This window comes from Micromonospora chokoriensis, from assembly GCF_000718555.1.
Taxonomy (GTDB): Bacteria; Actinomycetota; Actinomycetes; order Mycobacteriales; family Micromonosporaceae; genus Micromonospora; species Micromonospora chokoriensis_B.
Genome location: NZ_JOAN01000002.1, coordinates 61024 through 77774, shown reverse-complemented (window position 1 = coordinate 77774; position 16751 = coordinate 61024). Strand labels below are relative to the sequence as shown.

At 64.1% G+C, this 16751-nt stretch carries 1 protein-coding gene; it reads right to left on the bottom strand.

What is annotated here, in order from left to right; all coding sequences use genetic code 11:
* Positions 1 to 129 precede the first annotated feature (129 nt).
* A complete protein-coding gene (locus IF46_RS34195) occupies positions 130 to 16503 on the bottom strand; it encodes a toxin glutamine deamidase domain-containing protein (RefSeq protein ID WP_157562553.1) in 16374 nt (5457 codons plus the stop codon).
* Between the last annotated feature and the right edge of the window lie 248 nt (positions 16504 to 16751).

The window sequence follows — 16751 nt, the reverse complement described above, 5'->3', positions numbered from 1 at the left end:
CCCAGCCGGGCCGCGATTATGCCCGGACGCAGCTCGTCGACTTTGCGGTGAGCGCCGCCACCGACGCGAGCCACGAGCGACGAACCGGCTGAGCGAAGCCCTCGCCACGGGCGCGCGGCGACGAGCGGCTCATCCCGGGTTGCCAGATGCGGCCCCAGCGAACGAGCTTGCGACGTTGACCTCGGCCACCTTTCCGACGGACGGCGACCCCGCCCGACCCAAGGCAAGGGGGTGCGGCAGGCGACCCAGATGCTCGCGAGCCAGAGCCGAGGGATCCCGATAATGGTCCCCCCGATCCCGCCCCGATGCCGGCAGGGGTGGATTCTCTACCTCTTGCAGGAGCGACGGGTTCGGCTCGTCCGTCGCGGAGACCGGCGGCCTCTCCGCCAGCTCGCCGTGGCCGGCGGGTGGCTGATGCCCATGGGCCGACGAACGCACCGATGCGTCAGACCGTCGCCGGGTCGGCGTGCTGTTCAACGCGCGACCCGACGAGGATGCAGAAGGCAGGCCGTACAACTCCGGCGTACGGGTGATCGACGGCCGGTCGCCAGGCGGTCGCTGTGGGGCCGGGTCGGTACCGCCCCCCGCAGCATGCAGGGCAGTCACCGTGGTCGACTTCCCGCCACTGTCGAGCACGAGCAGCTCGGTGCCCGGCCTGGCCAACGTCTCAGTCAGATTGCCGAGTTGGACCGGCTCATCGAAGCTGCCGCGCACCTGGGTGTCGACCGTGCGTACGACTGGTGTTCCAGTCCGGCTGTCGGAAACCAACCAGTAGACGTGGGGCCCAGCATCGGTCTGTTCGCTCACCAGAACCATGGCGTTCGGATTCTTCTCGAGAGCCAGCCGGAGGTCCTGAGACGATACCTCGTTGGCGGGTTGCAACGTGCCGCCCAATGCTGTGACGAGGCGCGGCAGTTCGGTTACGACAAGGAAGTTGTCCTCCGAGGAGTTCGTTGCAGGGCCATGCAGAACGAGGAACGCACTGGCGGCCCGGTTCAGGCCGTCGGGCGTCCGCGAGGCGCTCGGTGCCGTCGTCTGCGGCGGGGAGGGTGGCTCGACCGCCTTGATCCATGCCTCGAGCCGATCGATCTCCGTCGACCATTCGTGGCTTCTCGCCCTCATAGTGAGTGCCTGGGTGCGAGGGTCGACCACGTCGACCGGCGGCGCGTCGGGATATTGCTCGACGATCGGTGTCGAGTCGGTGGGGCTCCCGCTGGCCGGAACCTGGCTCAGTAAAGGTGGCAGTGCCGGCTCGGATTCGAGCACGGCGCCCGCAGCCAGGTCCGGTTTCGTCTCAGTCGCCGGAATCGACGTGGAACCCGGGGTGGCGATCCTGTTCAAGCGGGCAACCTGAGTGTCTAGCTCGCGCTTGCGTTCGAACCAAGTCTGCTGGGCTGCGAGGTAGTGGGCTGCATTCTTATGGCCCTCCGGGTTCTCCTCGAGCTCCTGCTGCGTCGGCCATTTCGGGGCGGGAACCGGGGCAGGAGCCGGGATACCGGGGGTTCTCCGTCGTCTCTGCACCTCCGGAACGAGCCGTTCGCGCTCTAGGTGGCGGCCGGCATCCTGCCACTCCTCGAACGCTTTCTCGAGAGCGAGGGCCGCAGAGTTGACCCTGTTCAGCTCGGCAGTCGCGTCAGGGTTGTCGTCTAGTCCGAGGATTCGGGCTGCGTCCGACAGGGCCATCCACACCTTCATTGACTCAGGGATCTCCACCGTGACCGCCGCGACCTTGGCCTCGCCGACCGTCTGCGGCACCTGCGCCACAACGAGAATCTCCTCCGAGACCCAGGTCAATGCGGCAGGCTCGGCGACCGTCGACAACGCGTGGGCATTGAAGCCGCCGTGCCACGCCCCGCCACCGTCTGCTGCCGGTGAGCCGGTCCAGTGGGCGGGCGAGCCACTGAGGTCGTAGGTATCGGATCGCTGCCCGTCGTTTCCGCCCCAGAAATCGGGGCGCTGAGCCGGGTTCCCCAGCGGTTCGCTAACGGGCTGAGGCTCGGATGCACTCCCGCCCGGAGTGGTGATCGGTCCGCCGGCGAGGAGGGACACCGCACCGGAGTTTGACGGGCCCATCGTAGCGCTGACGCCACTCAGGCGGGTCACGTAGCGGTGACCGTCGCGATACATCTGCGGCAGCGCCGACTCCAGGCGGACGGCTCGCACTCTGGTGTACAACGTCACCGTCGCGGACCCAGCGTCTCCGACCGGAATCTCGATCGAGCGGGTGGACAATCGTTGCCGGGAGAGACCCCACAGCATCGACGGTGAAACGGTGGTGGTGAGCTGATGTGCGGTGCGGCTGCCCAACCTGGTGACCTTGGCTGGGGCACCGGCTTGGCGCAATGCCATGACCGTCGCAGACTGGACCGGCCCGGCGCCGCGGTAGTTGATTACCTGATAGTGGTCCGGCATGCGTTGAACTGAGGTCGGCTGACCCCACTTGCCAGCCTGCCACTCATGTGCCTGCCGAGGGGTGGGCGCGACCGGCAAGGTCCTGACCGTCGGGTTGGCCGGACGATCAGGTGTCCGGGTAGGCAGGTGATTGGCGCGAAGTGACAACCAGAGTTCGTGGTCGATCCTTAGCGGCGCGCCGACCTCGTCTCCGTTGTGGAACGCCTGGGCCACGATCACCACTTGCTGACGTACCTGGGCCTCCGAGCCGGACTCCTCAATGATGTTCAGGTCGGAATCGGCGGCAGTGCTGAACTTGCCGGTGCTGCGCGACGTGCCATGGAACTGGCTCAGGTCGCCACCTGTGGAAACGGCGCCATCATGCCCGGTGCCCGCAGGTGCCACGTCCTCCATGTAGTAGGTGGTATGGGAGCGCTTGGTGGCGTCGGTCTTCGCGCTCACCCCTTGCATGTCCATCTCAAGGTTCTTCGTGCCGGCATGGACCCGGTGAACCTTCGGCTCGGTGATTGTGCCGCTGCCATCCACTGCGACGACCTGCAGAATGACCTGGACATGATCGGCCCCGGTCGTACCGGGGTAGCTGAGCAGGAACGAGTCGACGCCCTTACCGAGCATTGACCTGAGGTGGGGTGAGCTGGTGTGGGTCAGCACCACGGCCGTGTTTCGCAACCCGTTCTCGTCGTCGGCGATCAGTCGCCGGCCCTGGCTGAACGGAATCTTGGAGGGCATGCGGAGATCTCGCAGCCACCCGAGCACCTGACTGCCGAGCGCGGGCATGTTGAGGATCTGTCCGGCACCGACGTAATGCGGTGGAACAGGCAGCGAGACTGTCCCGTCTGCCGCTCGGCCGATCGTGGTCGGTGTGGGGGCGGCGAGGGGCGTCACCGCCGTGGCATCGAAGATCTGCGGCGGTTGGAGCGCTGGTTCACTTTCAATGTGCGTCGGTGGCCGCGCCTCATCGAGCACGCCACTGAACCGGGCCTCGTCGGCGTGGATCGTGCCGATCGCCGTGCCCCTGTCCACCATGCGAGTGGCCGAGTGGAGCTTGCTCGCACCGACCGCCTGCGGATTGACCATGACCGCCCGCACCACGAACCGCACCCGGGCCATCACCGGCACGGCCATGCCACGGTTCGTGTCCCAGGTGTCGTTGAGTTCGACGGCCCCGGTGAGCGAGACCGTCTTGGTGCGGCTGTGGCCGTACGTTCGCCGGTGCTGAAGCGCCCCGCTCATGGAGACCTTGTGGGCGACGATGTCGTCGCTCCAACCGAGACCCGCCCCTATGGTGAGCTGGGTTCCGGAACTCCGCGAGTCACTGACTGAGGCGATGCTGGTCACGCTGTTCTCACCACCATCGCTGAAAACGTCGTGAGGTCCGGTGCCGCCTTGGTCGGAAGTTGCTTGGATGAAGACGGTTGCGTAGATGTCCGGGATTCCGATGACCTCACCGAGGTTGGCCAGCACGAGAGGTTGGCCGGACATGGCCGGCAGCATGCTCGCCAGCCAGTTCGGCTTGCTGATCCGCGCGAGTGCCAAATACGAGTCGGAGCCGGGAGTGAGGACGCCGAGCCGCGTACCACGTTTGTTGGTGATGGGCATGGGGTCGGCGGCCGTCTGCTCCCAGGCGTCAGCGATCGCCTCGACAATCGCCGCTCTTACCTGCTCGCCTCCCTCGACGTAGGAGACATAGCTCCAGTTGGTCACCGCTTGCCCCTCGGGGATCAAGCCGAGCTGCATGGTGCCGGACTGTTGCTGATCGAGTTGGTGCGGAAGGACCGTGGGCTCGTCCAGCGTGACCTTGCGGGACAGTTCCTCCTGGCCGGCGGCGAATGTCCGGTCGCGGGCGACGCCGAAGATGAAATTGTGGGGGAATTCGATTCGCCCATCGCCCGCCGAGAGCGACACGGCGCCAGGGGTGCTGTTGTTCGCCCGGCGTGTCATATTTCGGATGCCCGCCGCATGATCGAGGGCGAAGAGTTCCACCGTGACTACGTGTTCGTCTCGGAATAGCTCTTGGACGCCGTGGTCCCAGCTCAGCCAGATCTCCTCTGCCCCGGCAGTCACGGTGTAGGTGCGCTGTCGCTGGAAGCGGCCTCGGACAGTCCCGGTCAACGCGCGCCCGCCGCGTAGGTTGAGATCCGCGCCGACGGTGGTGGAGACCGACTTGGTGATGCTCGACGAACTTGTGCTGGCTCGCCGTTGGCGTCGCGCGGTAGCCGGGCGCGACTTCGCGGGTTCGGGCCGATGTGCTGGCAGGGAGGCCGCTGAGCCCTCCTGAGCCAACGAACTGGACACCTCGTTCAGCTCCGACTCCCCCTCCGGCACCTCCTCGATGCTGGCGACGGACGGCTGCCTCGATGCCGGGTTGGTGGGTAGCGGATCAGGGCGGCGGCTCTCGTCGCGGGTGCCGAGGTGCTCCGGTCCGGTTGTCGGATTTGCCCGACGCGCCCGCATCACCACCGTCAGCACACGACGGCGCTCCCTGCCCGGCATCTCCAGGTTGAACGCCAACTCGCCAGCGGTGAGCGACAGGAAGTTGGCTCTGAGCGCGGTGGGTCCGGCCTCCAGGGTCAGGCTTTCCTGGTTGATCATCGCCATGGTGGCCCGCTGGATCTCCCGCTTTGCCTCCGCTCCACCCCAGTCCGGCAGGAGTTCGCGGTGCTTGACGTTCTGCGGCAGGTCGAGGACTCGGAGAATCTCCGTCGCGATCTTGTCTGAGAGCGCTTCGGCGCCAATAGGCTCGGTGTCGACCCGTAACCGGTCACCCTGCCACATATAGCTCGGCAGGTGCCGGGTCTCCTCCTTGGGCGCCAGGATATGTGCTCGATCCACCAGGACCTGATCGGGCCGGCCTTGCGAAGGGCCTGGTAGTTCGGCCATCGCGGCGCGGTAGGACCCTTCCGGTATCTCCTCAAGCACCTGCACCCGCACGACCTTCGATTGGGGTCGGGACGCCGGATGCTTCTTCACCATGAACCGCGACGGACTGTAGGACGCGGCCCGGGCGAGGGTCAGCTCATACGTTGTCCAGACCACGACGGTCGGGACGTCCCGCAGATCCTGGGCCACCCGGGTGTTGGCGGAGAGTGAGTGGGTCGTGCTCTCTGTTCTGGTATGCATGACGTTCGGTCCGCCGCTGAGTTTCAGGAACGGCACTCCGCCGCCCGCGCTCACCTGCCCCCGGATGCCGGTGGTGTTGCTGATGCTCTGACTCGATTCGGTACCGGAGATAGACTGCCGGCGGCTCCGAAGCGGGTGCTCGCTGCTCGGCTTACCCACCTCCTGCACCTCAACCGGACGCACTTTCTGCACCATCAGACCACTTACCGCGCGGGGCTGGCCCATCCGGGCATCGCCGTGCTGCACCGATGGTGCCCGGGTGCCCGTGAACAAACTCCGGATCGAATTCTTCGACGACCACTGGCCGCGAAAGACCTGAAGTTCCTTACTTCCCGGCTTACCGCCCATCAGATCTTCCGCCGCAGTGGCCATCGCTCCGTCCGGATCCCGAAAGTCCAACACGGAGCGGGTCTCCTTCAACATCCACTGTCCGCTCTCATCGAGCTTATGTGGCTCGGCGTCTTTCGCCAGCGTCATACGCGCGTGCCGCTCGTTGATCCGGAACGCATGCGTGCCGAGCGGAACTCTTTCCAGCTGCTGCGCCGTGCCCGCCGCCGGTTGCTCGCCGACCCGGCGTACGTGCAGTTCGAGCTCAGCCTCCACCACATAAGACCGCGGATCGCCCCACATCAGTGTGTAGTCGACGACTACGGCCGAGTTGGCGGCGGAACTGGTGGGACGGTTATCGGGCACCCCCACCGAGACGCTGACCGGAACACCGGCGGCGGTGAGCGGCACGGCTGCCAACCACAGCCCTCGCGAGGAGGAACTACGGGTGTTCTCGCTCGCCAGTCGCTCCCGGGCGAACCGAGGTGCCCTGACGCCGTTGTCGACAAGCACCTGATCCGTCGACGTCGGCTTGGGCACCAACTTGACTTCCACAGTTTGAAAACGGGTGCTGCCGGACGAGGAAGTCGGCAGCGGGATGTCGAACCGGCGAGGCATGTTGAGGAAGGTGTCGGGTTCGGTCCCCAGCGCCTGAAGCAACGGGTCCGTCTCGCTAACCGGTATGCCCCCATTGCGCAAGGTAGCAATGGTGGCGTCGACGGCGCGGCGAGACCAACCCTCCGGATCAAGCGGGGTGGCCGGGACGTTCAGCAACTCCGGCGTCTCCATAACCACCTGGCGAACGGCGCTCGCATCCTCTGGGTCGGCCGCTTTGACTTCGTGCCAGACAGGAGCAGGGGATGCTTGCGAGGTGTCCTCTGACACCGGCGCCGTCGAATCGGGGCGTGCTGTCGGGATGGGACGCCCCACGGCCGCTTGCCCGTCGGGGAGCGCATTGGCCGGAAGGCCACGGCGGGGCGTAGAGCCGGTAGCTGACGCAACCGCACCTGACTGCGTGGCACTCGGCCGCCCGCTCGTCGGGCTGGGGTCGAGCACCGCTTGCCCGGTTTGGTCCCGAGCCGGCGTGGGGGCGCGGGTCACCGCATCGGCAGGCAGGTCCGCGATGGTCGTGGGTGGGTCGTCGAGGCCGCCGGCGAGGCCGGTCAGTTCGTTGGCGTGGACGGGATCTGCGTTTGCCGGTGGGAAGATTCTGCTGTCTAGGGGGAAGAATAGCCAATCGTCTTTTTGTGGGGGAATGTGAGCGAGTCCCGGGCGTTGTGCGTCGAGGAAGACGACGCCGGTGTGGTGGCGGATGACGTTGAAGGCGTGGGCGGGGGCTTGGTTGTCATTCCGTTCTCGGACGACCACGATTCCTCGCGCGCCGATGGGGGCGGCGGCGAGGGTGTCGCTGATCGCGGTGTGGTTGGTGCGGTACACGGGTGGGGTGCTGCCGTTGGCTGGCTCTAGTTGTGTTGTTTGGTATGTCCGCAGATGGGCTATGGGCAGTTCATCATCGTGCGGTGCGCCGCCGAAGCCCGGATCGAGGTAGTTCTGGTCTGCGGTTATCGCGGTGAGGACGCAGTTCTTGGCGGATCCGTCGGGGTTCACGTCCGCCAGCCACTCGAATGCGTTGTGCGCGGCGTCGTCGTCGGCGATTGTGGTGGAAGCGTTCAGCCGTTGGCCGGTGGGAACGATTCCCTTCTGTATGAGGCTCTGCCGCGTCTGGGTCACGTCCTGCATGGCCCGATCGAGGTCGGTGTCCTGCGTGGCGTGGGGCGTGGGGGTCTGGTCGGTGGCCGTACTCTTCTTCTTCTTTTTCCTCTTGCCGCTGCCGGTTGGTGCCGCTGGTGTGGTCGCCGCCGGGGGTGCGGTGGTCAGGGCGGTGAGGTTCTCCTCGGCCTGGTAGTGGTTCAGTATCGCGGCGCGCAGAGTGCGGTCGGTGTCGTGCCACGCGGTGGTGTCGTGGGTCGCTGGCGTGCTGGTGTCGGCGGCGATATCGGCGCGATTGTTGACCAGGTCACGCGATGTTCTGACGGCGGGGTTGGCGGAGACGGCCCCGACATCGAGGGGTCCGTTCTGGTAGGCGCCGCCGGCGCTCGTCCATCGGTAGGCGTTACCCTGCCGGTGGTCGCTCTTGGCGTAGGCGAGAACGTCGACCTTGCCGTCGTCTGCGACGACGTAGGCGAACGACAGGCCACCGTTGCCGCCGTCCAGGTGGGCGTGCAGGGCATGGTTCAGTGTGAACGTTGACTCGCGTACCGCCTCCCCCTTGGCGACGCGGTTCAGGACCTCTGCGTCCGCCGAGGTGAAGTCATCAGCGGTGACCAGACCGCCGTAGTGCACGCGGCCGCTCATGACCCAGGTGCTCGAAGAGTTCGGCTTGAGTCGCGCGAAACGATCCCGGCGCTGTTCTTCCGCCGCTCTCTGTTGATCGGCGAACGCCCTACGCTCCTGCGACCAGGTGGTGCGGGCGCCCTTCTTCACCTCGGCGCTCCAGGCCTGGTCGACCAAGGCGATGTCGCGGGCGTTGACGAAAGCCCCGAAGTCGGCCTCGAAGGTGGCTTCCTGCCACGGCCGGGCCGTTTCCTGTTCCCGTAGGAACGTCGCGAACAGGTAGGTGTCGAGTTGGTCCGGGTGGTCGGTCACGTCGGCAGCGATGTCGGGACGGGCCAGCAGCAACGGCAGTAGATCTGCCTGCTCGGCCAGCGCCTGTACCACCTCTGCGCGGCCGGGAGTGCGCAGTAGCTGCCGCACCTCGACCGAGGCGTTCACCCCTGCTGCGAGCGGTGTGACAGCAGGCGGCGCTGCCGGTGTCTGTCCCGACGTCGCCGCGGGCGCCACCACGGCCACCGGCGCGGACACCGTGGGGGCCGGTGTGAGCGCTGGCGCGGCGCCCGGTCCCGTCAGCGGTTGTTGCTTCGCGGGGAAATCATCCGCCTTGAGCGACGACCCAGACCAGCCCGCCTTCCCTTCGATCATTCGGCGAACCGAACCGACGAAATGTTCAGGGTCACGGCGGTACAATTCGATCAGTTTTGAATCAGTCAGGAACCTCTTGGCGACATCCGGACGCGAGTCCAACAACTGAAGCATGGACAAATTGCTCAACAGGTCCTGCCACGTCTGCGTATCCACGACCACCGAGGGGGTGGCGGGCACCAGTTGCAGGAGATTCGACTGCCGGCGTAGCCGGTATAGCCCACGGGATGCTGAATTCTTCCCTATCGCCTCAGCCAACGCTGGATTCGCGACCAAAGCCGCCCGTAGGTCCGCGTCCTTGAGGAAAGCCGATACCAAACCCCGATTGTGGCGGAAGGCCGACAGCAACTCGGGGTTCTTGCCAATCAGGGCAGCGTTCTCCTGGCTCTGCGACATGAACGTCACCAGATCAGGCGACACCCGCAACATCGGAACCAAGCTACCTGCGTTGTCTCGGAGGTGATCCGCAACCTGAGGCTGAGCCGTGACCAACCGTCGAACCCCATCGTTCGCCTGCAGCAACTCCGCGACACCCACCCCCTCCGCGATCGCCTGCACCACACCGGGCACCGCTGCCGCCGTCACCAACACATTGGGGGACGAAAACACCAACGGGATCAGATCAGTATGCTCCCGCAACTGCTCCCAGAGTTTACCGTCGAGCAGACTCCGGTACTGGTCACCGGTCAGTTCATGCGGATGCTCCCGCAGTGCGGTTCTTAATTCCTCAGACGACTCAAGGCGGGAGAGTAAATTAGGGTTCTCAGACAAGAACTCCAGCAATGGCAGGCTACTGACCGCCGCCGCCCGCACCGCCTCGTCGTGACCCGCCAAGGCCGCAACGAACTCAGGCCGAGTAAGCGGGCCAACCGCGCTTTCGTAGCGCACCAAGGCGTCAGTCAACGCCGGGCTCCTAGCCACCAGGTTCCGGGTATCCTCACTTGACCCGATTGCGGCGTCAGCCTCAGCGTGCTCGATGGGCAGAATTATGAACCTTGGATTTTCTCTAATATGATCTTCGAGGGAATTCAATCGCGCGAAGTGATTCGATACGTAGACATTGTAAAGGCGGTAATCATTGGAGAAGGCTTCGAACAGTTCCGGTGCCTGCAGCATTGCGCACACGACGACAGTAGATTCGGAGGGGTTGTTGAGTAGGTCAATCAGCGCCGGTCGGTTGAGGAGAATATCTGCCAGTTTTGGTGACTGAATTAAGGCCGCTGCCAGGGTCGGCAATCGTTCGACCGCCGCGCGTAGCTTAGCGTTGCTCTGCACCTTGTGATGCAGAGCAACCCACGTGTCTGCCTGGCCAGTCGGGGCGGAAGATCGGGCGTCCTCATCGTTGGCGACGGCGCTGAATCGAGCAGCACTTTCCATCTGGCCTGGCTGTACTGGCGCCCCTTCTGGTGATAGTACCTGTAGCCCCAGATTATTGATCACCTTGCGCAAGGCGGGGGTTGGCTTGTTGTCCGCGGAAATGAGGCTGGCAGGTGAGTCGGACTCCCCGTCGAACAGTGTCTGAAATTCAATTAGGCTCTGCGGTAGTGGCCGGCATGCGAACTCGAGGAGCAAGTCGGGCTCCGATGCGAGCGCGCGAGCCAGCCTCATGCCGTTGTCGGTGTCGAGATAGTCGAAGAGAGCCGCGTTGCCTAATAGGGCTATCCAATGCTTTGTGGAAAGAAGAGTGTTGGGTTCCTCCGCGAAAACGGCAAAGACCTTGGGGTGTTTTGCGAAGTTCGCCGACAGCGTCGACGGTTTTTTAACCTCATGAAGTGCGTCGAAGAAACCCGCTGATTGGAACAGCAGCCTTCGCGCAGATTCAATGGTCTGGGCTAGGTCAGTTACGCTCTGCGGGTCGTCGTTCAGGCATCTGTAGATCGCGACATTGACGTCATGTATCGAGCTCGTCAGTAGGTCGTTCTGCTGGATGGCCTCGAGGAGCGGCGGGCTCGTAAGGATCGTTTTCAGATGAGGTACGCGGGTAAAGTCAAGCATGCTGCGGAGATCGCTGCTGTGGAGTAATGCCGTGGCCGCCAGTCGGTGGGAATTGGGGTGCCTTTCGGGGCTGAGCGCTTCGGCCAACGCCCACCCGATAGTTGGCGGAGACTCAGTTGTGGCAGTACTTCCGATGTCGCCGGCGCCCATCCCGAAATATCTGGCCAAACTCTTCCTGCGCAGGACCACCCGGAGCAGTCCTGGCGTGTTTTGCAGCCTGTGGTCCTCAATGAGGATATGCGTAAGCTCGTCGTCGAGCAGAAGGCGCCGAAACTCGTGCGGATGCTGTAGCAGGCCAGGATTCCTATTGAAGATGTTTTGGAGAGCAGTATTGGCAGCCCACTTTCTCGTCAGCCCTTGACTCTCTCCGCGCCTGAGGAGGTCCGCCATCAGGGCGGTTTTCATCACTGTGTCCTGAACATTGGGCTCATCGATGCTCTGAAGGTGGTTCAGCAGCTCGTGGTCAGATATAGCGTCGAACGCGGTTGGTGTTTGGGAGAGTCGCGATGCTACCGCTGGATTTCCTGCAGCAGCGCGAAGTAGCTCAATCGACCCGGCCAGCCGGGCTCCCAGCTGAGGGCTGTCAATAAGAGCGTCTGCGAAATAATCGTGCCTATGGAGAATCTCTGCAAATTCAGCATTCTTGCTGACCGCTTCAAGCATCCCGGGTATCCGAAAGGCAGCCCGGGAGGCGCGCGGGTTGCGGGTCAAGGTGTCGAGAACGACTAGTTTGTCGACGATCTTTTTGACCTGCGCCTGGTCCGCACCGGCGCTAAGGGCCTGGAATAGTTCGTCAGCAACGCCCCCTGCGCCATCTATTTCTTTGTAGACCGATGCTGGATCCGAGTGCTCAGCGATGTGCTTGCCGAGCGTCGTGTTTGCGAGGAGCGTGAGCGTGCTTTTTCGTCCAAGACGCCAATCGTCTAGCAGTAGATTTCCCTGTTCGCCCAAATTTACTAGGGACCGGTACCCTCCAGCCCTTTCGAGGATTGTATGGCGCAACTGGTTATCGTGCTCAAGCTTCGAGAGGAGCCCGAATTTCTGCTCTAGGGTTCGGTACTCGTTAGCGATCTTAGGGAATGTGTCACCCTTGCCGGCAGGAATTCCCTTATTCTTTAAATCATTGAAGAGATTTGGCATGTCTCGGAAGAGGTCCTCCGTCAACTGCCGGTCGGTAATCCATAGCGCGATCATTGTTGAATTGGCGTGGATGGCAGAGAGGAGATCAGGTTGATTGAACAGGGCTGAAAACGTATCGAGATTGATCTGGGTTTTGCCGTTCATGCCTGCCTGAATCCTCGTAATTAGATCCACGGCGGCACGTATGTGATCTCTTCGGTGGCGCTCTGCGTTGTTGGCAGCCATCCACTTGTCGACGGCGGCATTCCTGGTCGCCTCGTTGGCGTCGACGCGTAGTAGCAGCGAAGGAGCCGCAGTTTGCCCGCGGCGTGTGGGTGGCTGCCGCAGCATGCCGGATCGGGTGGTGGTTGATGGGTCGAGCAGCGCTTCGTTGGTGCGGGGGGTGTCTGTGCGGGGTTCGGGTGGGGTCGGGGTCGCCGGGGTGCGTAGCTGGTCGATCGTGGTGGGGTGGCCGGTGTGGTCGAGGGCCAAGATCTTGGTGTCGGGTAGCGCGAGCATTTTCGACCACTGGTCGGTTGGTGAGACGGCCTTGCCGAACTGCCCGGGTTGTTCGGTGTCGATCCAGCGGGGTGTCACGTGCCCGTGGTCGTCGCTGTCGGCGTAGAGCCAGAAGACGTGGCGGGGCTGGTTGGGTGGCTGTGCTGATATCAGCACCATGGTGTGCGGTGGCGAGCCTTGGATGAGGTTGAGGAGGTGCCCGGGTGGCTGGGGAGTGTCTGCTAGTGGTGTCAGTTCGCCCTTGAGGGCGCCCACAAGGTCGTTGACGTCGGGGTCTCGCAGTGCGCCCTCGTCCACTGTGTCGTTGCCGATTCGGCCGTGCAGGGCGGTGAATGCGCCCCAGGCTCGGGGCACACAGTCACCTGGCAGCGCCCGGTCCATGGCCATGGGTGGCGTGTCGACCTGCGAGATCCACGTTGCCAGCCGGGTCTTCGATGGAACCGGCGACGTCGAGGCCCCCACGAGACGGACCGCTTGCTGCAGACTATCCAGCGCCGGCGGCCTATCATTCCGCTGCTGCACTAGCGACGCATCAAGCAGTCCCTGAGCCGGTGGCGGCATCATCGGAGGTGACGACTGGACTTGCTGTCGCGTGCTCCCGGGTCGGGATTCGGTGGTCCCTGGTATGCCTGCGACGGTGAGGTCGGTGAGGCGGTCGTCGGTCGTGTGGCTGAACTTTCCTCTGTAGCCCGTTGCCGAGGCGAGGGCCTCATCAACGCGTGCGATGAGTCTGTCCAACTCCTCGCTGGCCGGCGACTTCTGGCCCGCGCTGTTCATTTCTTTGCGCCACGATTCCAACTGTTCGCGTGTGTGGTCGAGTTGCAGCCACCAGAGCGGGTTGTCCGCTTCTACGTCCAGAGTGTTGACCGCGCCCAGGACGGGGCGCGCTTGATCGATGATTCTCCGCTGCCCGAACGGGTTGTTGGTCTGTGCCTTCCACGATTGAATGTTGCGTTGGGTGTCCGCCTTAATATTCTCCACCCACCGCTTCCGCTGCTCCCTTTCCAGCACACGCACCGAACCTCGCGGCTGCGGAATGCCATGCGTCATCGGCAGGAAGAACATCTCGTGCTTACCCTTTGGCACGCGAGCTGCTAGGCCTGTCTGCCCGTCCAGGAAAAAGACCTTGCCGTCGGCTCGCTGCACCACGTTGAACACATGCGCGGTCTCATCTTTGTCAGTCTTCAGTACCACGAGACCACGCGCACGCGGCTCTCGCTTCTTGTCGTCCTTGATCTCCTCCCGCTTGATTGGGCGGCCAGATTTCGTAATCGCTTCTTTGATTGCCTCGATGGGGGTTTTCCCCTGGACTCGGTAGCTGACCCCGTCGACGTCATCCGCCAGCCCCAGGCGCACGCGCTGATAATTGGCCAGAGTGCCATAGGTTAACGCATTTTCCGTGCCACCCGCCTCATACCTACCACCTCTACCACTCTCCTCCAGTGCCATATCCGTCTCAATTGCGGCAAGAACACAATTCGTGCTGTAAGGATTCTTGCCATCTGACTTCGACCACCGAGGATTCACCTTCTTCAGCCATGGATACTCACGGCTGACCTCGGCGTCCGTCGGATTTCGGTGAATCTTCGCTGCGAACATCGCGCTACCCTTGGCGTGACCGATCCGCATACCGGAAAGCGACGAATGTCTATCAAGTGGGTGTGGACCTCGCGCGTGCGGCAAATGCCCAAAGTCGCTCCGCGTCGTCGCGTCGACCCACCGCGGACCGGCCTGCCGCGACGAACCAGACCGTCCTGAACCGGTCTGCTGCGAACCGGTCTGTTGTGGGGTGGTGTGTTGTGGATGGTGATCAGGCTGGTTTGTGGTGCCGATCTGACCTGTCGACGCACTGGGCGGGGTGCCGGGCGCATTGCCTCGGCCGGTGGTGTCGTGGCCGGCGTGGGGGATCACCCGCTGCTGCTGCGGGGTGCCCTGGGTGGGGTGGCCGGGTACTGGTGTGGCTGTTAGCGCTGACGTCGTCGTAGCGCTAAGGGCTGGCACCACCACGGGCGGCGTGGGATCTGTCGCGCCGAAGGGCAGTTGGCCCAGTTCGTCGGTGTCAGTGAAGACGACGAAGGTCGTGGAGAAAACCGCGGGTGCCGGGCCGGGCCCGGGCCAACCGGTCAGGGTGAATTCTGTGCGGGCTGGTCTGCCTCGCCGGGCTCTGGTGATCTGTACGAAGCGGCCATCTTCGAGACGTTCAACGAGGACCACCTCGACCGGTGCGAGCCTATTCTTCTGCGTCTGGACGGCGGTTACCGATCCCGGACGCAGCCGCTCCAGATAGCCCAGAGAGCCACTGCGCCAGTCCCCGTCCAGCTGACGCGCGACCGTCGACCTACCAGAACTGCTCGTCGCCTCCGACACCGCATCGAACAACGCTTTAGGCCGCCGCGGCATGCCCACAGCTGCCGGCACCGGCGACGAGGAAGACTTCCTTGCGCTCGACCAGCCACCAGTCACCGCACCGGGTTGTGGGGTGAGTGAGGTTGGGGCGGTTCCGGTTGTGAGGCCGGGTTGTGGGGTCAGTGGGGTCGGGGCGGTTCCGGTTGTGAGGCCGGGTTGTGGGGTGAGTGAGGTTGGGGCGGTTCCGGTTGTCAGGCCGGGTTGTGGGGTGAGTGACGTCGGAGGCGTGCCCGCTTGTGGGGTGAGTGACGTCGGAGGCGTGCCGGCCGCCATGCCCGCTTGTGGGGTGAGTGACGTCGGAGGCGTACCAGCCGCCATGCCCGCTTGTGGGCTGAGCGACGTCGGAGGCGTACCGGCCGGCACACCCGCTTGTGGGGTGAGTGACGTCGGGGCCGCGGCGGCGACTGGTGGGGTGGCAGCATTGCGGGTGGGCGGGGTGTCCGACGATCCGCCTGAGGTGGTGGCGCCGTGCAGGGCGGTGCCAGCACTTCCGGTGCTGGTAGCAGCTGGGCCAGGGCCCGCGCCGAGGTGGGGGTCATGCTCGGTGTGCTCCGGCGGCATCTCATTCGCCGGCGGAAGCCCGGACGTCGGTGGCGGTTCGTACGCCGGGACCGGGTCGGTGTCCGCGATCGTGTCGGGTGCCCGGTCGTCGCCTGTGCTCGAGGTTCTCGGGCCTTCCTCGCTGCCCCGCCCGGCACCACGACCGCTGCCGCCGAGGGCGTCCCTGCCGGCGCCGATCGCACCGAACGTCGTGCCCTGCAACGCCGACGACACCACCGTCGGCATGAGGATCGCGTTATCCACGTTGCCGGTCATCGCCAGACCGACGAGCACCTCGGTCGTGAGCTCCTCACCCGCGTTACCCGCGAGCCCTCCACCAGCGGTCAGCGCCTTGACACCCGTACTCGGCGACTTGCTCGGCGACGGCGTACCCTTTGCGCCACCCTTGGGTCCGAGGCCCAACTTACTCCCAAGCCGTTTCCCGCCAGTGAAGCCAAGCCCGATCAGGCTCTCCAACCCACCCGACTTCACCGAGTCACCGGTGTTCTTGTGATCCCACCCCCGCTGATACCCCTTACCCCGGTTCACCAACTGCGCCGTCACATCAACCAACAACTCATACAGAATATTGAACGCCGCCGTCATGCCCGCATGCTTCACCAACTGCGTGAACAGCGCACGGAAACCGGCCCGGTACGTCGGCGCCTTGGCCAGCCACTCCGTCAACGCCGCAGGATTGATCCACAACAACTTCAACGCGAGAATCAATTCGAACAACAACAACGCGGTGATCGCCAACACCGTGATAATCACGTACTGAAACATCGCCGCGAACTGCGTCATCATCCGGGCCAGCAGATCCACGAACTCCGGGGCCTTCTCCAACGAGTCCGCTACACCATCCGCCGACTCGACAAGCGCTTCCTCGGCCCGACCCATCACTCCAGATCGGATCGTGTTAATCGCATCGAGATAATCGAGCCCTGCGTCATCCAGAGAAGCCGCGACCTCATGCAAAGCCTGCCCCAGGGCAGCGAACTTCTCCGGCCACAATCCCGGAAGCTCCTCGCCATAAAACAGCTTGAAGAACTCCGCCAGATCATCCGAATCCTGAAAATCAGGCACCGCGTCCACGCTCCTAAGACGGTGGGGCTACACCACTGGATTGGCCCCGCCTTCTCTGCAACCACTGTCTTGAAGTTGGCCTCGCCCTGCGAATCTAGCGGTTGAGTCGACGTTGTTGATCGTGGGTGGCATTAAGAGGATGTAACGCTCGCGGTGCGAAACGGATTAAACCGGGGTGAATAAGGCGTTGATGGCGGGTTGCGGCAGCATGAAGCTCGGGTAGCCGCTGTGCGGAGGCTGCGAGGTGT